Annotated in this window: 19 protein-coding genes; 14 read left to right on the forward strand and 5 right to left on the reverse strand. The window is 64.6% G+C overall.

Features of this window, described 5'->3' with window-relative positions; translation table 11 throughout:
- Nucleotides 1-36: 36 nt before the first annotated feature.
- From NKH29_RS00445 to NKH29_RS00460, 4 genes are read left to right on the forward strand one after another with little or no spacing between them, the layout of a single operon-like run.
- Complete coding sequence (locus NKH29_RS00445) at nucleotides 37-1,563, forward strand: sugar ABC transporter ATP-binding protein (RefSeq protein WP_352998790.1); 1,527 nt, start codon at nucleotides 37-39, stop codon at nucleotides 1,561-1,563.
- Between the two features lie 16 nt (nucleotides 1,564-1,579).
- Nucleotides 1,580-2,557, forward strand: coding sequence for an ABC transporter permease (locus NKH29_RS00450; RefSeq protein ID WP_352855203.1), 978 nt, complete (start codon nucleotides 1,580-1,582; stop codon nucleotides 2,555-2,557).
- Nucleotides 2,554-3,429, forward strand: a complete 876-nt coding sequence (locus tag NKH29_RS00455; RefSeq protein WP_023721163.1) for a MurR/RpiR family transcriptional regulator — start codon at nucleotides 2,554-2,556, stop codon at nucleotides 3,427-3,429. The genes NKH29_RS00450 and NKH29_RS00455 overlap by 4 nt, the downstream gene beginning before the upstream one ends.
- A 30-nt stretch (nucleotides 3,430-3,459) precedes the next feature.
- Nucleotides 3,460-4,356 (forward strand): ribokinase, encoded by an 897-nt coding sequence (locus NKH29_RS00460; protein ID WP_352857849.1) that lies wholly within the window; start codon nucleotides 3,460-3,462, stop codon nucleotides 4,354-4,356.
- A gap of 31 nt (nucleotides 4,357-4,387) precedes the next feature.
- Here the strand turns inward: NKH29_RS00460 and NKH29_RS00465 are convergent, their stop codons facing one another.
- Nucleotides 4,388-5,413, reverse strand: coding sequence for a LacI family DNA-binding transcriptional regulator (locus NKH29_RS00465; protein ID WP_352589918.1), 1,026 nt, complete (start codon nucleotides 5,411-5,413; stop codon nucleotides 4,388-4,390).
- A 197-nt stretch (nucleotides 5,414-5,610) separates the two neighbouring features.
- Here NKH29_RS00465 and NKH29_RS00470 point away from each other — a divergent pair, with 197 nt between their 5' ends.
- The 5 genes from NKH29_RS00470 to NKH29_RS00490 all read left to right on the forward strand — a co-directional run bounded on the left by NKH29_RS00470 (nucleotide 5,611) and on the right by NKH29_RS00490 (nucleotide 10,599).
- A complete protein-coding gene (locus tag NKH29_RS00470) occupies nucleotides 5,611-6,645 on the forward strand; it encodes a Gfo/Idh/MocA family protein (protein WP_352482907.1) in 1,035 nt (344 codons plus the stop codon).
- Nucleotides 6,642-7,550, forward strand: a complete 909-nt coding sequence (locus NKH29_RS00475; protein ID WP_352998793.1) for a sugar phosphate isomerase/epimerase family protein — start codon at nucleotides 6,642-6,644, stop codon at nucleotides 7,548-7,550. Before NKH29_RS00470 ends, NKH29_RS00475 begins: the two co-directional genes overlap by 4 nt.
- Before the next feature lie 105 nt (nucleotides 7,551-7,655).
- A complete protein-coding gene (locus NKH29_RS00480) occupies nucleotides 7,656-8,669 on the forward strand; it encodes a substrate-binding domain-containing protein (protein ID WP_352589924.1) in 1,014 nt (337 codons plus the stop codon).
- Nucleotides 8,670-8,755: 86 nt separating this feature from the next.
- Nucleotides 8,756-9,553, forward strand: a complete 798-nt coding sequence (locus NKH29_RS00485; protein ID WP_352589927.1) for an ATP-binding cassette domain-containing protein — start codon at nucleotides 8,756-8,758, stop codon at nucleotides 9,551-9,553.
- The gene (locus NKH29_RS00490; protein WP_352589930.1) at nucleotides 9,550-10,599 is read left to right on the forward strand and encodes an ABC transporter permease; all 1,050 of its coding nucleotides are present in this window, start codon (nucleotides 9,550-9,552) and stop codon (nucleotides 10,597-10,599) included. The genes NKH29_RS00485 and NKH29_RS00490 overlap by 4 nt, the downstream gene beginning before the upstream one ends.
- A gap of 9 nt (nucleotides 10,600-10,608) precedes the next feature.
- Here the strand turns inward: NKH29_RS00490 and NKH29_RS00495 are convergent, their stop codons facing one another.
- Entirely contained in the window at nucleotides 10,609-13,293 is a 2,685-nt protein-coding gene (locus NKH29_RS00495) for an ATP-dependent helicase (protein ID WP_352639759.1), read from the reverse strand.
- A gap of 252 nt (nucleotides 13,294-13,545) precedes the next feature.
- On the opposite strand from NKH29_RS00495, the gene NKH29_RS00500 reads away from it, so the two are divergent.
- Entirely contained in the window at nucleotides 13,546-15,858 is a 2,313-nt protein-coding gene (locus NKH29_RS00500; RefSeq protein ID WP_352495137.1) for a glucose/quinate/shikimate family membrane-bound PQQ-dependent dehydrogenase, read from the forward strand.
- A gap of 217 nt (nucleotides 15,859-16,075) precedes the next feature.
- Nucleotides 16,076-16,969, forward strand: a complete 894-nt coding sequence (locus tag NKH29_RS00505) for a dienelactone hydrolase family protein (RefSeq protein ID WP_352788511.1) — start codon at nucleotides 16,076-16,078, stop codon at nucleotides 16,967-16,969.
- On the opposite strand, the gene NKH29_RS00510 is transcribed toward NKH29_RS00505, so the two are convergent.
- The gene (locus NKH29_RS00510) at nucleotides 16,970-17,878 is read right to left on the reverse strand and encodes an EamA family transporter (RefSeq protein WP_352482917.1); all 909 of its coding nucleotides are present in this window, start codon (nucleotides 17,876-17,878) and stop codon (nucleotides 16,970-16,972) included.
- 90 nt (nucleotides 17,879-17,968) lie between these two features.
- On the opposite strand from NKH29_RS00510, the gene NKH29_RS00515 reads away from it, so the two are divergent.
- Nucleotides 17,969-18,448 (forward strand): Lrp/AsnC family transcriptional regulator, encoded by a 480-nt coding sequence (locus NKH29_RS00515; RefSeq protein WP_352483074.1) that lies wholly within the window; start codon nucleotides 17,969-17,971, stop codon nucleotides 18,446-18,448.
- Nucleotides 18,449-18,456: 8 nt separating this feature from the next.
- On the opposite strand, the gene NKH29_RS00520 is transcribed toward NKH29_RS00515, so the two are convergent.
- Together NKH29_RS00520 and NKH29_RS00525 are read right to left on the reverse strand one after the other, a co-directional pair.
- Nucleotides 18,457-18,906, reverse strand: coding sequence for an RrF2 family transcriptional regulator (locus NKH29_RS00520; protein ID WP_006202816.1), 450 nt, complete (start codon nucleotides 18,904-18,906; stop codon nucleotides 18,457-18,459).
- Between the two features lie 250 nt (nucleotides 18,907-19,156).
- On the reverse strand, nucleotides 19,157-20,143 hold the full coding sequence (locus NKH29_RS00525; RefSeq protein ID WP_352482918.1) for a sulfate ABC transporter substrate-binding protein: 987 nt from the start codon (nucleotides 20,141-20,143) through the stop codon (nucleotides 19,157-19,159).
- 280 nt (nucleotides 20,144-20,423) lie between these two features.
- On the opposite strand from NKH29_RS00525, the gene NKH29_RS00530 reads away from it, so the two are divergent.
- Nucleotides 20,424-20,696 (forward strand): AbrB/MazE/SpoVT family DNA-binding domain-containing protein, encoded by a 273-nt coding sequence (locus NKH29_RS00530; protein WP_023721148.1) that lies wholly within the window; start codon nucleotides 20,424-20,426, stop codon nucleotides 20,694-20,696.
- Nucleotides 20,696-21,094 (forward strand): type II toxin-antitoxin system VapC family toxin, encoded by a 399-nt coding sequence (locus NKH29_RS00535; protein WP_023721147.1) that lies wholly within the window; start codon nucleotides 20,696-20,698, stop codon nucleotides 21,092-21,094. The genes NKH29_RS00530 and NKH29_RS00535 overlap by 1 nt, the downstream gene beginning before the upstream one ends.
- Nucleotides 21,095-21,102: the final 8 nt, after the last annotated feature.

A 21,102-nucleotide genomic window follows, 5' to 3' on the forward strand; every position in this document is an offset into this window, starting at 1 on the left:
GCCTTGGGTTGGCACCTTGCCTGGAGAACCGAAGCAATGTCAGCCCGGCTGCAGTTCGATAGCATTTCCAAGCTGTTTCCGGCCGTGCGGGCGCTGAGCGACGTGTCCTTTTCGGTCGGCGCCGGCGAAATCCATGGCCTGCTTGGCGAGAACGGCGCCGGCAAGTCGACGCTGCTGCGCATCCTGTCAGGCGTCTACCGGCCGACAGCGGGAAGCGTGCTCATCGACGGCAGGCCGGTGACGCTGAACAACCCGGTCCAGGCACGCGCCGCGGGCGTCGCGATGATCCATCAGGAATTACAGCAGGTGCCACGTCTCAGCGTTGCCCAGAACATGTTCCTGGGCCATCCGCTGATGCGCGGCGGCGTCTTCGTCGACCGGCGCGAGCAGGAACGCCGCGCTGCGGAAGCCCTCGCCGCCATCGATCCGACCATCGACCCGGCAGCCCCGCTTGGCAGCCTGAAGGTGGCGCAGCGGCAAATCGTCGAGATTGCCCGGGCGCTGCTCGACCGCGCCAGGATCGTGGCGATGGACGAGCCGACATCGAGCCTCACGCCTAGCGAGTTCGAACGGCTGGCGGAAGTCATTGCCGGTCTGGCGCGCGACGGTGTCGCCGTCGTTTACGTCTCGCACAAGCTGGACGAGGTGTTCGGCATCTGCCAGCGCGCCACCATCATGCGCGACGGCGCCGTGGTGGAAACCGTTGATCTCGCGCAGGTGTCGGAAAAGGCCGTCGTTTCGATGATGGTCGGCCGCGAGCTTGCGCAGGAACAACACCGCTCGCATGCTTCCGGCGAGATCAGGCTGAGCGTGCGTGGCCTCGCCTCGGCGACCAAGGTCCGTGACGTTTCGTTCGACCTGCATCGCGGCGAGGTGCTGGGCATTGCCGGCCTGGTCGGCTCGGGCCGCACCGAGCTGCTGCGATTGCTGGCCGGCGCCGACCGGGCGTCATCAGGCACAATGGAGATCGACGGCAAGGCGATAAAACTTTCCAGTCCGCGCGACGGCATCGCCGCCGGCATCGGCCTTGTGCCGGAGGAGCGCAAGCGCGAAGGCATCGTGCCGTTGCGGTCGATCTCCAGCAACATGGCGCTGGCGTCGATGGGCGTGTTCGCGCCGCGCGGCGTCATCGACCACCGCCGGCTGAAGCGCGTGGCAGCCGAGAAGATGAAACGCGTCAATCTCAGACCGTTCCTGCTCGACCGGCCGATCCGCCTATTCAGCGGCGGCAACCAGCAGAAGGCGATCATCGGCCGCTGGCTGGCGGCGGGAACGCGGATCCTTCTGTTCGACGAGCCGACGCGCGGCATCGATGTCGGCGCCAAGGCGGAGATCTACCACCTGATCGAGGAGCTCGCCGCCGAAGGCCATTCGGTAATCGTCGTTTCGTCCGAGTTGCCCGAGGTGATCCGGCTCGCCGACCGGGTGCTGGTCATGCGTGACGGCACGGTCGCCGCCGAACTGGGCCGCGCAAGTCTCAGCGAACAGGCGATCGCCGCGCACGCCATACCCCAAACGGAGATTGAGGCCGGCAAGGCGCAAGGCCGTCGGGCCGGTGCATAACGGACAGGACCAGCGGATGACCGATATAACCCAACACACAGCAGCGCGCCCAAGCGCAGATTTCCTGCACCGGTTTTCGGTGCGCGACGCTGGCACGCTGATCGGCCTGGTGGTGATCCTCGCTGTCTTCGGGGCGCTGGTCCCCGGCTTCTTTGCCGAGCGCAATTTGATCAACATCCTGCAGCAGTCGAGCATCAATGCCTGCCTGGCGTTGGGCATGACGCTGGTCATCATCTCGGGCGGCATCGACCTGTCCGTCGGGCCGACGGCAGCCCTTTCGGCCGTCATCTCGGCCTCGATGCTGGTTGCCGGCGTGCCGTTTCCTCTGGCCATCGCCGCCGGCTTTGCCATCGGCCTCGCCTGCGGCCTGCTCAACGGCGTGCTGGTCGCCTATGTCGGGCTGCAGCCCTTCATCGTCACGCTGGGAACGCTCAGCACCTACCGGGCGCTGGCGCTGATCTATACCGGCGGCAATCCGGTGCTCGGCCTGCCTGCCGGCTTCCGTGCCATCTTCAATGGCTCGCTGTTCGGATTGCCGTTGGCGGTCATTATCGTGGCCGTGGTCGCGCTGATTGCCTGGATCATCCTCAAGAAGACGCCGTTCGGCGAATATCTGCTCGCCGTCGGCGGCAATGAGGAAGCGGCCTATATAGCCGGCGTGCCGATCGCCCGCACCAAGATCGCCGCGTATATGATCTCGGGCCTGCTGGCGGCGCTTGCCGCACAGATCCTGATCGGCCGGTTGGGTGCGGCCGAACCCATTCTCGGCAATCTCTGGGAGCTCGACGCCATAGCAGCGGCGGCGATCGGCGGTGCCTCGCTGATGGGCGGCAAGGGCAGCGTCGTCGGCACAATCCTGGGTGCCGTCATCCTTGGCAGCATGCGCAATGGCCTGACGCTGATGAACGTGCAGTCCTTCTATCAGCTCCTGGCAACTGGCCTTATAATCCTCGCCGCGATGCTTATCGATCGCGTGACGAGGGGACGTGGATGACATTGACCGGGCTGGATCTGAAAGCAGTAGGGCCGCGCATCCGCATGATGATGCCGCATCTGACGCCGCTCGAGGCGAAGGTGGTGGAAACCGTCTTCGGCAGGCGCGGCTTCGACGAGACTATCCCGCTCAAGCAGATCGCAGAGGAGGCCGGCGTCTCAGAGGCGATGGTGGTCAAGATCGCGAAGAAGCTGGGTTTTTCCGGCTATCGTGACTTTCGCACGGCGGTCTATGAATACAGCCGCCTGCCGACCGCCGAGATGCATCAGGAACTGTCGGTGGACGACAGTTCGGCGGAAATCGTGCAGAAGGTGTTCCGCACCTCCATCCAGGCGCTGGAGGAGACGCTCGCCATCCTCGACATGGACGATTTCGACCGCGCCGCCGATCTGCTTTACCGCGCCAGGAACCGCGATTTCTACGGCGTCGGCGGTTCGGCGCAGATCGCACGCGATGTCTCGCACAAATTCCTGCGCATCGGCATCCGCACCTCCGTTTACGACGATTCGCACATGATGCTGATGTCGGCCTCGCTGCTCGGCGCCGACGACATCGCCGTCGGCTTTTCGCATTCCGGCAACACCAGCGCCGTCATCGACGCTATACAGCTTGCGCGCAAAAGCGGCGCACGCACGCTGGCCATCACCAACTACGATAACTCGCCATTGGCAGCCGTCGCCGACATCGTGCTCTGCTCGACCGCGCAAGGCTCGCCGTTGATGGGTGAGAACGCCGCGGCGCGCATTGCCCAGCTCAACATCCTCGACGCGCTGTTCGTCGCGGTGGCGCAACGCGACTACCAGGCGGCGGAGCGCAATCTCGGCCGCACCATGTCCGCGGTGACGTCGAAACGGAAAGACAAGAACTCATGAAAGGCAGCGGCTCGTGAAAGTCAAGGGCACATGACGGCTTCCCCGCCGCTGGTCACCGTATTCGGCAGCCTGCATTACGACATCATGGTCGAAGCCCCCGATCGCCCACGCAAGGGCGAAACGGTGACCGGTCATGCCTGGCATCCAAAATGCGGTGGCAAGGGCGGCAACCAGGCGGTATCGGCAGCGCGGGCCGGCGTGCGTGCGGCAATGATCGGAGCTGTCGGCGATGACGATTTCGGCCGCACGCTTCTCGACAATCTCGATCGCTGGGGCGTTGACCGGCGCTCCGTGCGGGAGGCTTCCGGCGCCGGCTCGGGCATGAGCGTAGCGATTTTCGACGACAGCGGCGACTATGGCGCGGTGATCGTCTCGGGCAGCAACCTCACTCTCAGCGAAAAGGACATTGCGGAGGCGGCCGAGCTGATCGCGCAAACGGCGGTGCTGCTGCTGCAAAACGAGGTGCCGGAAGCCGCCAATATCGCCGCGGCGCGGGCGGTGAAGGCGCAAGGCGGCCGCGTCCTCCTCAACGCCGCACCCGCCCGGAAACTGTCCGCCGAGCTGATCGCGCTCACCGACATCGTCATCGTCAACGCCATCGAGGCGGAATTCCTGGCCGGTGTTCCGGTCGTCGACACGCTCGAGGGTGCTGCGAATGCGGCCGGTATGCTCGTCGGCTCCTACCCGGCTGCCATCGTCACCGCCGGCGGGGAGGGGGTCGCCTATCGCGACCGCGACGGCCAGGCGTTCGCCTTGCCTGCGATGCCGGTGAAGGTCATCAGCACCCACGGTGCCGGCGACGAATTCGTTGGCGCCTTCGCGGCGGGGCTTGCGCGTGGGCAGCCTGTCGAGGCGGCACTTGCCGCCGCCAATGCCGCAGCGGCCTTGCTGGTTGCAACGCCGGAGCGCGAGCGCGGCGGGCCTTGATCAATCTGAACCTGCTCGGTGACCGCCGCGCTCAATCGCTGTCGCGCGCGATAAGCTCCAGCGGCCAGACTTCGCGGATGATGCGGGCGCCTTCGGTGCCGGCGAAGGCCGGAATCGATGCCAGCAGCATTTCGGCCAGCCGCTCGCCCATCGGCTCCAGCGCCGGGCGGAAGCCGGTCAGCGCCGGCGAAAAATAGCGGCAGAGCGGCGTGTCGACGATGACGATCACCGCGATGTCGTGGCCGGGCTTGATTCCCGCCTCGGCCAGAGCCTTGCAGCCGCCAAGCGCCATCGCGTCGTTGTTGAAGATGATGGCGCTCGGCGGGTCCTTGGAGCGCATGACCTTCGGTGTCACCGCGTAGCCGCCGGCCTCGTTGATGAAGCCGTCGGCGATCAACTCGGGGTCGAATTCGATGCCGTGCCGCCGCAACGCCTTGCGATAGCCGGCGAGGAACAGATAGCCGAAATTGAGGTCGAGCGACGGGCGGATGGCGGCGATGCGCCGGTGGCCGCGCGCGACGAGACGATCGACGGCGTCAGCTCCGGCTTTTTCGAAGTCGAGGTCGAGCGAGGGGTAGGCATCGCCGCCGGAACGGCTGCGGCCGAGCGTCGCGAACGGGAAACCGGCCTGGGTCAAATAGTCGATGCGCTCGTCTTCGCGCCGCGTCCAGGCCAGCACCACGGCATCGGCCCGGCGGGTCTCGACGACACGGCGCAGGCGCTCCTGCTGATAGTCGCCTGGCGCGCCCATCACCACGATCAGGTCGAGCCCGCTTTCGGCGAGCTTGGCCTGCAGCCCGGTCAGGAATGGAATGAAGAACGGCTCGCCATACTCCTGGTCGCCCGGATGCGGCTGCAGCATGAAGGCGATCGAATGGGTGGCGCCGCGCCGCAGGCTGCGGCCGGACTGGTTCGGTGAATAGTTCAGTTTCTTGGCCGCATCGAGCACGCGCTGGCGTGTGTCGGCATTGACGTCGGCGCGACCGTTGAGCGCGCGCGACACCGTGCCGATCGAAATGTTCAGGTGACGCGCAAGGTCGTGAATGCTGGACGCCAAAGGACAGTTCTCCCCCTTGCTTGGCTAGCACCGGCTGCTCTCCGGGCCAAGCCGACACCACGATTTTTCGCAACCGGCCAATTGACATTCTACGCCATCGGGTGTGTTCTCGTAAACGTTTACGGAAAAACATTCACGGCCCTGCCGTGAATGCCGTGAGGATCGGTCTGGAGGGGGCCGAGAGGGAGGAACACTGGATGATCAATGTCGTCCTGGTCGGCTGCGGAGCGATGAGCAAGGCCTGGCTCGATGCGGCCAGGCAGATCGACGGGCTCGCCATTGTAGGCCTGGTTGATATCGACGCCGAAAGGGCGCGGGCGAGGGCGCGCGAATACGAGCTTTCCGGCGCTGTCATCGGAACCGACCTCGACGCCGTGCTCGACCAGACCAGGCCCGACGCGGTATTCGACGTGGTGGTTCCCGCCGCCCGCCGCGAGGTCGCGTTTTCCGCCTTTGCCCATCATTGCCACCTCTTGACCGAAAAGCCGCTGGCCGACAGCCCGGGCAATGCGCGTGCCATTGTCGAGGCCGCCCGCAGCGCCGGGCGCATCCATGCCGTCGTGCAGAACCGCCGCTATGTCGCCAATGTCAGGCGCATCCGGCGCTTTCTCGCTTCCGGCGTCATTGGTGCTGCGACCAGCATCCACGCCGATTTCTTCGTTGCGCCGCATTTCGGCGGTTTTCGCGAAGAGATGCGCCATGTGCTGCTGCTCGATATGGCGATCCACACATTCGATGCCGCCCGCTACATGGTGGCCGGCGAGCCGGCCGGTGTCCATTGCCAGGAGTGGGAGCCGGCCAATTCCTGGTATCGGCAAGGGTCGTCGGCAACCGCAAGCTTCGACCTCGGCGGCGGCAAGCTGTTCACCTATGCCGGCAGCTGGTGCGCGGCCGGCTTCCGTACCAGTTGGGACAGTACATGGCGTATTGTCGCCGAGCGCGGCAGCATTGTCTGGGACGGCGAGGATGGGCTGAAGGCGGAAGTCGTGCGGCCGGTCCGTGAAGGCCTGTTCGACCGCACCGAACCGATCGCCGTGCCGCCGCTCGACCCGGCCGATCGCGTCGGCGGCCATCTCGGCATCATCCAGGATTTCGTCCGCGCCGTCGAAACCGGCACCGAGCCGGAGACGCGCGGCGCCGACAACATCAAGAGCCTGGCCATGGTTTTCGCTGCGATCGAGAGCGCCGAGACCGGGCGCCGGGTCGCCATCGCTGCACAGGAAGGATCATGATGCCAAACCCGCTGCTCGACATCAGGATCGGCACAATGGTGCGGGCCAATCTCGACGACCCGGCCGCCTATGTCAGGCAGATCCTGCCGCTCGGCTTCGAGAGCATCCAGCCGTTCTTCTGGCAGACGCTGGGCGGCAAGGACATTCCGCGGCTGGCGGGCGAGATCCGCGAGGCGATCGGCGATGCCGATGTCATCGTCTCGTCGATCGGCGTGTTCGGCAATCCGCTGGAGAGCGGCGAGATCGATCGCGGCGTGCTCCAGGCGTGGGAAACGATCATCGACGACGCCCATCTGTTCGGCACCAATATGGTCAGCGGCTTTACCGGCCGCATTCGCGGCAAGCCGCTGCCCGACAGCCTGCCGCGTTTCCGCGAGGTCTGGGGACCCTTGGCCAGGCGCGCCGCCGACAAGGGCGTGCGCATCGCGTTCGAGAACTGCGCCATGGACGGCAACTGGGCCAGCGGCGACTGGAACATCGCCCACAATCCGGACGCCTGGGAGTTGATGTTCAACGAGTTGCCGGACGACAATCTCGGCCTGGAGTGGGAGCCCTGCCACCAGCTGGTCTACCTGATCGATCCGATCCCGCAGATCCGCAAATGGGCGCCGCGCATCTTCCACGTCCATGGCAAGGACGCGACGGTGCGCTGGGACGTGATCCGCGAACATGGCGTGTTCGGTCGCCTGCCGTTCGTCCAGATGCGCACGCCGGGCTTCGGCGACAGCGACTGGACAAGGGTGATCAGCGAGCTGCGGCTGGCCGGCTACAAGGGCGCCATCGACATCGAGGGCTGGCACGACCCGGTCTATCGCGGCGATCTCGAGATCACCGGCCAGGCGCGTGCGCTGGATTATCTCCAACAATGCCGGGGAGGCGCGAGCTACCTGCCGAACCCGGTGTGAGAACTCGGCCGGCGGGAGGTGCCGGCCAGGGAAAGATTGCGGCGCCTTGCCGAAGCGATCGTCGAAACCCCTCGGTTAGCGAGGGAACAAAGGGAGGATAAGTGCATGAGCATTACGATGAGAAGGACAGTTCTGCGCTCGACCGTCGCGGCGGCCGCGATGGCGCTCGCCGCCGCACTCTCGACCTTGCCGGCGCAGGCGCTCGATGCCCAGTGGTGCAAGGATGTCCATATCCGTTTCTTCGTCGGCGGGGCGGAGGGCGATGCCTTCGGCACGATCGTCTATAATGGTGCCAAGCAGGCGGCGGCCGATCTCGGGCCGAAGGTCGACTACATCTTTTCCCAGTGGGATGTCGAGAAGATGGTGCAGCAGTTGCGCGAGGCTGTCGCGGTCAAGCCCCAAGGCATCGCCATGATGGGCCACCCCGGCGACGCTTCGATCATGCCGCTGGCCGAACAGGCACACAAGGACGGTATCAAGATGATGTACCAGAACGTGCCGGTGCCGACGGTCACGGCGGCGTTCGGCGGCGGCTATGTCGGCGCCCAGCAGGAGCAGCAGGGCCGCGCGCTCGGCGCCGAGGCGGTCAAGCTGGCCGGGCTCAAGGCCGGCGACAAGGCGATCATGATCGGCCCGTTCGAAAACGAGAGCCGCGGCGCGCGCGAGCGCGGCACTGTCGCTGCCCTCAAGGAAGCGGGCGTCGAGGTCATACAGCTCTCCTCGCCGCCAAGCGGCGAATGGGCTTCCGACCCCAATCTGGCCATTCCGGTGATCACCGCGGCACTGCTCAACAATCCCGACGTCAAGGCGGTTGGCTATCCCGGCGGGCAGATGCTGGGCAACGTACCGACTTACATGCAGGCGGCGGGCAGGAAGCCGGGCGATATCTTCAACTTCGGCTTCGACACCAGCCCGCAGATCGTCGAGGGCTTCAAGGGCGGCTGGGTGCAACTGACGGCCGACCAGCAGCCGTTCCTGCAGGGATATCTGCCGATCCTCAGCCTCTGCCAGCAAGTGGTGCTGGGTCTGGCGCCGATGAACGTCGACACCGGCGCCGGTTTCGTCACGCCACAGAATTACGAGATCGTCGCCGAGCTCGCCAAGCAGGCGCTGCGCTGACCTCCCAAGCCGTCGGCCGGGATCGAGCCCGGCCGGCGGGACCGCCGGCGAAAAGGCCGGCACGCGAAAATCAAGCGAGGATCGCCATGGCCGAACGCATCATAGAACTGCGCGACATCAGCAAGTCCTATGGCCAGGTCTATGCGCTGGGTGGGGTCAATCTTAGCGTCGATCGCGGCGAGGTGGTCGGCCTGATCGGCGATAATGGCGCCGGCAAGTCGACGCTGATCAAGATCCTGTCTGGCGTGGTCAAGCCGACCAGCGGCGAGATTCTCGTCCGCGGCAAGCCGGTGACCGGATGGAACCCTGCGCGCTCGCGCGACGCCGGCATCGAAACGGTGTTCCAGGACCGGGCGCTCGCCGTGCAGCAGACGATCGTGCGCAATATCTTCATGGGCCGCGAACTCACCGGCTGGCTTGGCTGGCTGAAGGTCAACAAGGAGATCGCGGAGGCGAGCCGGCTGATGCGCGAGATCGGCTTCACCTCGAAAGTGTTCACGCCACAGTCGATCGTCGGCCAGCTCTCGGGCGGCGAACGCCAGGGCGTGGCGATCGCGCGGGCCATCTATAAGAAGGCGGAGCTGATAGTCCTCGACGAACCGACGACCGCGCTATCGCTGACCGAGACCGCCAAGGTCTTCCACTTCGTGCGCCAGGTGCGGGCGAGCGGACGCTCGATCCTGTTCATCGGCCACAACATCCACCACGTCTTCGACATCGCCGATCGCTTCGTGGTGCTGGACCGCGGAAAGGTCGCGCTCACCGCCGACCGGAGCGAGGTCAAGTCGGCCGAGGATCTGATCAATTTCATGGAAGACGTCGCCCACCCCAGCGGATTGCCGGGATTGCACGACGCGGGCGATACGGAGAGGGCGGCACGATGAGCAAGACCATGGAACCCGATCTGCAGAGCCCCCTCGGCACCACGCATGGCGAAACCGCCGGGAAAGAGTGGAGACACCCGTCCGACAATTGGCTGCGCGGGTTCATCCTCGACAACCGCGCCGCACTCGGCACGTTGGCCGTGTTCATCGTTATGATGGCGGTGTTCATGATCGCTAATCCGACGGTCTTCACCACCTGGTATCTTTACAGTTCCGTGCTGACCACGCTGCCGGTGGCGTTGTTCGTGGTGGTGCCGCTGGTCTTCGTCGTCACCTGTGGCGAGATCGACCTGTCGTTTCCGGCGACGATGGGCTTTGCCTCATGGGTGTTCGCGCTGGTCGTGCAGGCCGGCTACGACCCGTTCCTCGGCATCGCCGCCGCAATCGTCACCGGCATGCTGCTCGGCTTCCTGGTCGGCTCGCTGGTCGTCTATGGCGGGCTGTCGTCGCTGATCGCCACGCTCGGCATGAATTTCCTGCTGCGCGGCCTGATCCAGATCATCAACGAGGGCAGGTCGACCGCGCTGACCGGCCTTGCCGACAGCTGGGCCTACAAGATCTTCTCCAGCCAGCTTTACGGCATCCCGGTGCAGATATTCTGGGCCATCGCCTTCGTCGTGCTGTCGGCGCTGCTCTACAACCGCCATCGCTTCGGTGCCCAGGTCAAGGTGGTCGGCGACAATCCCGACAGCGCCCAGCAGATGGGCATCGATGTCAAGCGCGTCAGGGTGAAAGTGTTCGTCTTCGTCGGTATCGGCGCGGCGATCGCCGGCACGTTCTCGGTAATGATCAACTTCACCTGGTGGCCGACGGCGGGCGACGGATACCTGCTGCCGGTGCTGGCATCGGTGTTCGTCGGAGGCACGCCGACCTGGGGCGGCATCGGCACCGTCGTCGGCGGCGCGATCGGCGCGGTTACGGTGTCCTTCATCCAGACCGGCGTCGTCGCGGCGGGACTGAGCGGCTTCTACGTCCAGTTCTTCAACGGGCTGATCATTATCCTGTCGCTGCTCGGCCATAAGTGGAACCAAGCGCGGTATCGGTGACCGGCGGCCTCAAACCCCCGTGACAAACCCGTCCAGCACGCGTTTCTGGCCGGCCTTGTCGAAGTCGATGGTCAGCTTGTTGCCTTCGATGGCCGAGATGTTGCCGTTGCCGAATTTCTGGTGGAAGACGCGGTCGCCAACGCTGAAGGGGGAGGGCGTGTCGGCGACGGATTTGGCGACCAGCTCGCCGTCGATGGTGCGGCCCTTGATCGAGGTGCGGCCGGCACCGTAGCCCGAGTCGGTTTCGCCATAGCCGATGCGCTCGACCTGGTGACCGGAGCGCGTGCCCCAATTGCGGTCGGTCGCCTCGGTGCGGTTCGCTTGAGCGCGCTGCCAGCCCGGCGTCGCATAGGTGTTGGAGAAAGCGCCGGATTTCTCGGCGCCGGAATTGCCGCCAATGTTGTCGAAGCGCGACGCCCCGTAGGGGTTCTGTCTTCCTGCCCCTTGGCCACCACGACCGGAGGCGAAAGAACCACCGCCATAGGCGTTGCCGTAACCGCCATAGGAGTTGCCGCTTTCGGCGACCTCGACATGGGCTTCCGGCAGTTCGTCGAGAAAGCGCGACGGGATAGTCGATTGCCAGAGGCCATGGATGCGGCGGTTGGAGACGAACCACAAATGCAGGTTCTTCTTGGCGCGGGTCAGCCCGACATAGGCAAGGCGGCGCTCTTCCTCCAGGCCGGAGCGGCCGCCCTCGTCGAGTGCGCGCTGATGCGGGAACAGGCCCTCCTCCCAGCCAGGCAGAAAGACGGTCTCGAATTCGAGGCCCTTGGCCGAATGCAGCGTCATGATGTTGACGGCGTCGAGCTCGGCGTTCTGCTCGGCGTCCATGACGAGTGCGACATGTTCGAGGAAGGAGCGCAGCGATTCGTACTCCTCCATGGAGCGGATCAGTTCTTTCAAGTTCTCGAGCCGGCCGGGCGCTTCCACCGAGCGGTCGTTCTTCCACATGTCGGTGTAGCCGCTCTCCTCCAAAATGGTCTCGGCGAGCTCGGTATGCGGGGTGGTTTCCAGAGCCTTCTGCCAGCGTTCGAAATTGGCGGCGACCTCGCGAAGTGCGGCGCGCGGCTTCGGCTTCAGCTCGTCGCTCTCGGCGAGTTTTGCCGCCGCCTCCAGCATCGGGATGCGAAGGGCGCGGGCGGTATCATGGATCTGGCGGATGGTGGCCTCGCCAAGCCCGCGCTTCGGCACGTTGACGATGCGCTCGAAAGCGAGGTCGTCGGCGCCTTGCGCGACGACGCGGAAGAAGGCCAGCGCGTCGCGGATCTCGAGCCGCTCATAGAAGCGCGGGCCGCCGATGACGCGGTAGTTGAGGCCGAGCGTGACGAAGCGGTCCTCGAATTCGCGCATCTGGAAAGACGCGCGGACGAGAATCGCCATATCGTTCAAATTGTGCTTCTGGCGCTGGTAGGCCTCGATGGTCTCGCCGACGGCGCGGGCCTCCTCCTCGGAATCCCAGGCGGCGTGGACATGCACCTTCTCGTCGTCCTCGGCGATCTTCTCGGTAAACAGCGTCTTGCCGAAGCGGCCCTCATTGTGGGCGATGAGATGCGAGGCGGTGCCGAGGATGTGCGCGGTCGAGCGGTAGTTGCGCTCCAGCCGGATGATGGTGGCGCCGGGGAAATCCTTGTCGAAGCGCAGGATGTTGTCGACTTCGGCGCCGCGCCAGCCATAGATCGACTGGTCGTCGTCGCCGACGCAGCAGATGTTAACTTTGCTTTCGCTCACGGCCGCGCGCGAGCTTCGCTCGCTGGCCTCCGCGGGGGCGGCCTGGCCGGCCGACGCCCGGTCGGGCTTGCGGCCTTCGGCCGAAGAGCGCCCAATCTCCCCCGCGAGGGGGGAGATTGGCTTGCCTTGAGGCCGCTGGGCCAGCAGGCGCAGCCACATGTACTGTGCGGTGTTGGTGTCCTGGTACTCGTCGACGAGGATGTAGCGGAAGCGCTTGTGGTATTCCTTCAGCACGTCCGGATTGGCGCGGAAGATGCGGATCGGGTGACATAGGAGATCGCCGAAGTCACAGGCATTCAGCGTCTGCAGCCGCTCCTGATAGGCCTTGTAGAGTTCGCGGCCCTTGCCGTTGGCGAAGGCACGGGCATCGCCCTCGGGGATGTCGGCGGGACCGAGGCCCTTGTTCTTCCAGCCGTCGATCATCTGGGCGAACTGCTTGGCCGGCCAGCGCTTGTCGTCCAGCCCTTCCGCCTGGATGAGCTGTTTGATCAGCCGCACGACATCGTCGGTGTCGAGAATGGTGAAGTCGGATTTGAGCCCGGCCAGCTCGGCATGTCGGCGCAGCAGCTTCACGCCAATCGAGTGGAAGGTGCCGAGCCACGGCATGCCCTCGACATTGCCTTCGCCGATCAACAGGCCGATGCGCTGCTTCATCTCGCGCGCCGCCTTGTTGGTGAAGGTGACGGCGAGGATCTGCGAAGGGAAGGCCTTGCCGGTGGCAAGGATGTGGGCGATGCGGGTGGTCAAGACGCGCGTCTTGCCGGTGCCGGCGCCGGCCAGCACCAGCACCGGGCCTTCGGTGGTTTCCACCGCCAGCCGCTGCTCGGGGTTGAGGCCGTTGAGATAATCGGGCGCGTTGTTTTGATTGCTGCGGGCAGCCATGGCGCGCGCGGCGATGCCCGACGGGGCCACGGGCCGCGCGTTCGGTTCGTCAAAAAAGGGCATGTCTTCCGAAAAGCCGGACATCTCTCCCCGAATGTAGTGATTCGGCAGCGAAAGGCCAGAAGTGTCTCCGTTTTGTTCTCTGTCCAGTCGGTAGACTCACAATCTGAATGGGTCCGCTAACCAAAACGCCGAGCTTGCCGTGGGTCGACGCCGTAAAACGCCGAGCTTGCTTGACAGGGGAAGCGGGCCGGAGAAAGTTGCGTGGGGGCAGGCACGCAATGCGGGGTTGCCCATGGACGCGTCGCGGAGCGCACCAGTCGAAGGAGCACCGTCTTGGCTGTGGTCATCACCTCCCTGATCCTTTTCCTCATCGGCCTGGCGCTTGGCGGCGGCGGCATCTGGCTCGTGACGCTGGGCGGCAGCTGGTATTACGTCATCGCCGGCATAGCTTTCCTGATCGCTGCCTGGCTGCTCTACAGGCGCAGATCCACGGCGCTGTGGCTCTACGCGGCGATCGTGCTCGGCACGCTCGCCTGGGCTGTCTGGGAAACCGGCTTCGACTGGTGGGAGCTCGGCCCGCGCGGCGGCATCATCGTGCTTGTCGCGCTGTGGCTATTGACGCCATGGGCGCGGCGCGGGCTTACCGGTCCCGACGGACGAGCGCCGCTGATCCTCGCGGTGCTGGCATCGCTCGGCGTCGCCGGTTATTCGATGACGACGGACCCAAAGGATATTGCCGGCCAACTCAACACCGACAAGGTGACGCCGACGGCCGAACTCGGCGGCAATGTGCCGGCCGGCGAATGGCACTATTACGGTCGCACGCAATATGGCCAGCGCTATTCGCCGCTCGACCAGATCACCCCCGAAAACGTTGCCAATCTGCAGCCGGCCTGGACCTATCGCACCGGCGACGTGAAAGGGCCCGACGACATCGGCGAGACGACCTATCAGGTGACGCCGCTGAAAATCGCCGACACGCTCTACATCTGCACGCCGCATAATTTCGCCATCGCCATCGATGCCGCGAGCGGCAAGGAGAAATGGCGTTTCGATCCGCAGGTCAAGCTCAACAAGGACCGCCAGCACCAGACCTGCCGCGGCGTGGCTTACTATGCCGATGCCAAGATCGCCGCCGGCCAGCCCTGCGCCACGCGCATCTATCTGCCGACATCGGACGCCCGGCTGATCGCGCTCGACGCGGCGAATGGCCAGGTCTGTCCGACATTTGCCGAGGGCGGCACGCTGAACCTGCTCGCCAACATGCCATATCCGAAGCCGGGCTATTACTATTCGACTTCCGCGCCGCTGATCGTCGCCAACAAGATCATCGTCGGCGGCGCGGTCAACGACAATTATTCGACGCAGGAGCCGTCCGGGGTCATCCGTGCCTACGATGCCGACACCGGCGCGCTGTTATGGAATTGGGATTCCGGCAATCCGGACCAGACGACGCCGCTGCCGCCGGGCCAGACCTACACCAACAACTCGCCCAATATGTGGTCGACGGCGAGCGCCGACGAGAAGCTCGGCCTGCTCTATGTGCCGCTCGGCAACAAGACGCCGGACCAGCTCGGCGCCGGACGCAGCGCCAATGACGAGAAATTCTCTTCCTCGATCACCGCGCTCGATCTCAACACCGGACAATTGCGCTGGGTGCGGCAGACCGTGCATCACGATCTCTGGGACATGGACGTGCCGGCGCAGCCGACGCTGGTCGACATAACCACGGCCAGTGGTGTGGTGCCGGCGCTGGTCGGGCCGACCAAGCAGGGCGACCTCTATGTGCTCGACCGGCGCAGCGGCGAGCCGATCGTTCCGGTCAAGGAAGTGCCGGCGCCGGGCGGCGCGATCGAAGGCGACCATACCTCGCCGACGCAGCCGGTCTCGGACCTCAGCTTCAGTCCGAAGCCACTGACCGGCGCGGATATGTGGGGCATCACCATGTTCGACCAGCTGGCCTGCCGGATCGAGCTTCGGAAGCTGCGGTATGAGGGCCGCTATACGCCGCCGTCGCTGCAAGGCTCGCTGATCTATCCTGGCAATTTCGGCACCTTCAACTGGGGCGGCGTGGCAGTCGATCCGGTCCGGCAGGTGATGTTCGGCATGCCGACATACCTGGCGTTCATCTCCAAATTGGTGCCGCGCGCCGACGTGCCGCCGCCGGGCGATACCAAGGGCAGCGAACAAGGCCTGAACCGCAATGACGGTGCGCCTTACGCAGTGATATTGAAGCCATTCCTGTCGCCGCTCGGCATTCCCTGCCAGGCGCCTCCGTGGGGCTATGTGGCCGGCGCCGACCTTCGGACCGGCAAGATCGTCTACAAGCATCGCAACGGCACCGTCTACGACATGACGCCGCTGCCGCTGCCGTTCAAGGTCGGCGTGCCGGGCATTGGCGGGCCGATGATCACTGCCGGCGGCGTCGCCTTTCTCGGTGCGGCGGTCGACGACTATGTGCGCGCTTATGACCTGACGACCGGCAAACAGCTCTGGCAGGCGCGGCTGCCTGCCGGCGGGCAGTCGACACCGATGACCTACACGGTAGCCGACGGACGCCAGTTCGTCGTCATCGTTGCCGGCGGCCACGGCTCGGTCGGCACCAAGCCGGGCGATTATGTGATGGCCTATACGCTGCCGAAATAGAGAAGTTCCTCAGAGCCCGAGATGCCCTTTCAGGTCGGGTACCGATGCAAGTACCTCGTTGGTCAGCTGCGGGCCGGCGGCTGTCTCGGCCTGCTGGACCAACGCGGCATCAAGGCCATCGTGCAGAGACTTATGGCAGCCCTCACTCAGCCGTGACTGGACCAGCCAGGCTTCGACCCTATGTTGCTGCCGGGGGCCGAAGACCTAGGAGCGCGCCATGACAACACCTGCCGGCCCCGCCAAGCCTGTCATTACCCAGGCGATGATCGATGCCTATGATGAATACACGCATCTGACGCTCGACCGGCGGCGCTTCATGGAGCAGTTGACCAGGCTTGCCGGGTCGGGTGCGGCAGCGGCCGCGATCGCGCCGCTGCTGGCGGCGAATTCGGCCCAGGCGGCAATCGTCGCGGAAAACGATCCGCGCGTGAAAGGCGAGGACATCAGCTATCCAGGCAGCGGCGGCGAGATGAAGGGTTATCTGGTCAAGCCGGCGGGTCAGACCGGCAGGCTGGGCACGGTCATCGTCGTGCACGAAAACCGGGGGCTCAACCCGCATATTCGCGACGTGGCGCGGCGCGTGGCGCTGGAGGGGTTCGTGGCGCTTGCCCCGGACTTCATGACACCGCTCGGCGGCACGCCGGCCGATGAAAACAGGGCACGTGACCTGTTTTCCCAGCTCGATCCAGCACAGGTCGCCACCAATGCCGTCGCAACGGTCGCCTACCTCAAAGGCCACAAGGACGGCAACGGCAAGGTCGGCGCCGTCGGCTTCTGCTGGGGCGGCGGCACGGTGAACATGCTGGCCGTCAACGCGCCGGATCTTGCAGCCGCCGTTGCCTATTACGGCATGCAGCCGAAGGCCGAGGACGTGCCGAAGATCAAGGCGCCGCTCATGCTGCATTATGCCGGGCTCGACACCCGCACCAATGCCGGCATCGACGCCTTCAAGAAGGAACTCGACGCGGCCCATATCGAATATTCGGTCTATGTCTATGAAGGCGCCAACCATGCCTTCAACAACGACACATCGGCGGCCCGTTACGACAAGAAGGCGGCTGACCTCGCCTGGGGGCGGACGATCGCTTTCCTCAAGGAGAAGTTGGCCTGATCAGGCGGGCGCCAGCGCCGGTTTGTGAAGGGCGACGCCGGCCACCACCAGCGCGATGCCGAGGCAGTCAGTGAGGCTCGGCACCTGCCGCAGCACGATGACGCCGATAAACGTCGCGGTAACCGGAAGCAATGACAGCATCAGCGCGAAACTGGAGCGCGGCAGCCGCGACATGGCAAGCTGGTCGCAAATATAGGGAATGACCGACGAGCAGATGCCGACACCGACCGCCGCAAGCAGCAGCGGCGGCGTCGAGAACGCCGGCAGCGCATCGGCAAGACCGATCGGCAGAACGACGAGAAGGGCGACCGCCATGGCGGCACCCAGCCCGGCGATGCCATCGCCAGCGTCGGCGCGCGCGACGCGGTGGCCGAGCACGATATAGAAGACGAACAGCGCGCCATTGAGGAAGGCCCAGAACAGGCCGACAGGATCGCTCGACCATTTGACGTCGATGAGCAGCAAGGTGCCGGCGACGGCGATTGCAAGGGCGGCGAGATTGCGCGGGCTTCTGAGGCCGACAAGCGCGACGCCGATGGTGCCGACGAATTCGATCGCCGCTACCAGCGAGATCGGCAGCCGGTCGAGCGCCAGGTAAAACGAGCAATTCATCACCCCAAGGCAGACGCCGAAACCCACAAGCAACAACCGCGTCGAGCGATCGGCGCGGGCGAAGACCGCCCATGGTCGGGTCAGCGGGGCAAAGACCAGTGCCGCGGTGGCGATGCGCAGCCACGCCATGCCGAGCACGCCGACATGCGAGAAAAGCAGGACTGCGAAAGCGGGGCCGAGATAGTGGAACACGGCGCTGACGCCGAACCACAGATGGGGCGGCACCGAGCTTGCCAAGGTAAAAGCCGGGCCGGCGAGTGCCGGACTTGCTGCTGGGGCTTGCGTCCGATCTTCCATGGGGTCAGTATCGCAGGCGATTTTTGCCGTTGATATGGATGATGGCCGGGCATTGCGGCTATTCCCTTTTCGAAAGCAAGGAGTATTCCGCTGAAACGCCTTCGAAATGAAAATACCGATCTGGATCCGGCGGATCTAAAAATCCTGCGCCTGCTGGAGGAGGATGCGCGCACCAGTATTGCCGAACTGGCGCGCTCAGTCGGCCTGTCGGCGCCGAGCGTCGCCGAGCGCATCAAGCGGCTGCAGGAAAGCGGCGTGATCGAGGCCTATACGGTGCGGATTAATCCGGCCGCGCTCGGCATGAAGCTGTCGGCATGGCTGCGCATCAGGCCGGTGCCGGGGCAACTCGCCGTCGTGGCCGAAATCATCCGCGACCTGCCGGAAATCGCCCAATGCGACCGGGTCACCGGCGAAGACTGTTTCATCGCGCTGGCGCATGTCGGCTCGGTCGCCGAGCTCGAGCGGGTGATCGACCGGATCATTCCCCATGCGATGACCAATACGGCGATCATCCAGTCGACGCCGGTAGTGGCACGCTCGCCGCTAGGGGCGGTGAAGCGCCCGGCCTGATGCTAGATTTAAATCTGCGACGTCAGCTCGACCGGGAAATCGTCATTGTCGGCGTCGCGCATGGCGGCGAGGCTGCGGTTGTCCAGCACCTCTGCGATCGCCTGACGCACCTCCAGCATCATGTGCCGGACCTGGCAGGTCGCCTCGTCGCAATCCTCGCAGCGCTGGTATTGTGTGCGGCTGGCGCAAGGGATCGGCGCCAGCGGCCCGTCGAGGACACGCACGACATGGCCGATCTTGATTTCGGAAGCGGGACGGGCGAGGCGGTAACCGCCTTCCTTGCCCTTGCGGCTCTGGACGAAGCCGGCATTGCGCAACTCGCCCAGGATGGCATCCAGGAATTTCTTGGGGATGTTGTTGGCGACCGCAATGTCGTTGACGAATGCGAGCTGGCCGACCGGCAGGCCGGACAGATGCACGAGAGCCTTGAGGCCGTATTTGCCTTTTTTGGTAAGCATGCCCGAGTCAACCCATTAAGCCCCAACCACCCGCATCTGGCGGCTGTTTGTGTGCAAATAATGACGGTTTGGCCGTGCGATGCCGTTCGCGCAGACAGGCCGCCCGAAGACATATTGCGCGCAAACGCGTTGATTCTTCGTAACGTTTTGGAGGGCGGGCGTCCGGAACGGGCGGAGGCCACGTTTTCGGCGAGCAAATGAAGAAAGCCGGCAAACGCCCGCTTTCAATCAGTTCACGAGGTTGCAGACGTCAGCGGCTGCCGTAAGTCTGGTCGAGCAGGCCGCCAGCGGCGAAATGCTCGGCCTGGACCTTGGCCCAGCCGCCAAAGACATCCTGCACCGTCAATAGGCGGACATCGGGAAACTCAGCCTTGTACTTGGCGGCGACCGTCGCGTCGCGGGTCCGCAGGCCGTTGCGGGCGGCGATGTCCTGGCCCTCCAGCGTATAAAGGAAGTCGAGATAGGTCTTGGCGAGGTCGCGCGTGCCATGCTCGTCGGCGATCGTGTCGACGATCGCCACCGGAAACTCGGCCAAAAGGCTGACCGAGGGCGTCACCTGCTCGAATTTGTCCTCGCCATACTCCTTGCGGACGCCGCGCGTTTCCGACTCAAAGGTGATCAGCACGTCGCCGATCTCGCGCTGCACGAAAGTGGTGGTCGCGGCGCGTCCGCCGCTGTCGAAGATCGGTACGTTGTTGAACAGCTTGGTGACGAATTCCTTCACCTTGGCGTCGTCGCCCTTGAAGGCTTCCTTGGCGTAGGCGGTGGCCGCAAGGTAGGTGTACCGGGCATTGCCGGAGGTTTTCGGATTGGGGAAGATCACCTGGACGTCGTCGCGCACGAGATCGTTCCAATCCTTGATGTGCTTCGGATTGCCGGCGCGCACCAGGAAGGAGGGCAGCGAATAGAAGGGCGAGGCGTTGTCGGGAAAATCTTTCTGCCAATCCGCGGAGATGAGACCCTTCCTGACCAGGAAGTCGATGTCGAGGACCTGGTTGAAGGTGACCACATCGGCGCCGAGGCCCTCGGCGATGGCACGTGCCTGCGCAGACGTCCCGGCATGCGACTGATCGATGGTGACGCCTGGGTGGCCGGCGACGAACGCCTTGTTGACCTGCGCAAACAGCTCGCGGCCGACATCGTAAGAAGCGTTCAGCAATTTGTCGGCCGACCAGGCTTGGGAGGATGCGAGGAACAGGCCGGCCAATGTGGCGACGCCAAGCAAAAATCGCTTCATGAAAACAAGGCTCCAATGCGTGCGCTTATTGCCGGACTATAGCGGCAAGGCATTGTGCGCGACGAGGCAGGCAGAGCGGCCGCTCCACGTTGTCGATAGAAGAAATATTCCCGCTGTGGAGGATTTCTAGTTTTTTCTTTCAGGCAGAGTCTTCCGGGCAGCTTGGCAGCGGTGCCGATGCCGTCGGCGTGCACGATGGTTCCCGGCCGGCCAACGCGATGGCGATTGCATCGCCGCGCGGTCTGGCATATACAAATGGTATATACAAGGAGCTATCGTCATGCCTCAACGCCGCCATTCAACAACCCCGCCGAAAGAGGCGAAGCTGTTTCGTAACAATCGCAGTCAGGCGGTGCGCATTCCTGTCGAGTTCGAACTTCCCGGCGAAAAGGTCTTGATCAGTCGTGAAGGCGACCGCCTGATCATCGAGCCGGTTCGCAAACCCGGCCTCACGGCGCTGCTCGCGCAATGGGCGAAAGAGCCGCCCCCCGGTTCCGAGGAGGACTTTCCCGAAGTCGAGGATATGCCTGTCAAATCCGAGGAATTTTTTTGATGCGGTTCATGCTGGACACGAACATTATCAGCGACATGATCCGAAATCCGGCCGGGAAAGCCGCCGCCGCCGCCCTGCGCGTGGGAGACGCCGCCGTGTGTACCAGCATCGTGGTCGCCTCGGAACTGCGATATGGCTGCGCCAGGAAAGAGTCGGCCAAGTTGCTCAAGAAGGTCGAGGAATTGCTGGCTGAGATTCCTGTCTTGCCGCTCGATGTGCCGGTAGATGCCGAGTACGGCGCGATTCGCGCAGAGCTGGAAGGCAGGGGCCAGACCATCGGCCAAAACGACCTTTTTATTGCTGCCCACGCCTATGCACTGGGAACTACCCTGGTGACCGCCAACACCGGCGAGTTCAACCGGATCAAAGGCCTGAAGGTCGAGAACTGGCTGGTGTAGCGCCTAAA

Origin of the sequence: Mesorhizobium sp. M1295 (assembly GCF_040318135.1) — a bacterium.
Lineage (GTDB): Bacteria > Pseudomonadota > Alphaproteobacteria > Rhizobiales > Rhizobiaceae > Mesorhizobium.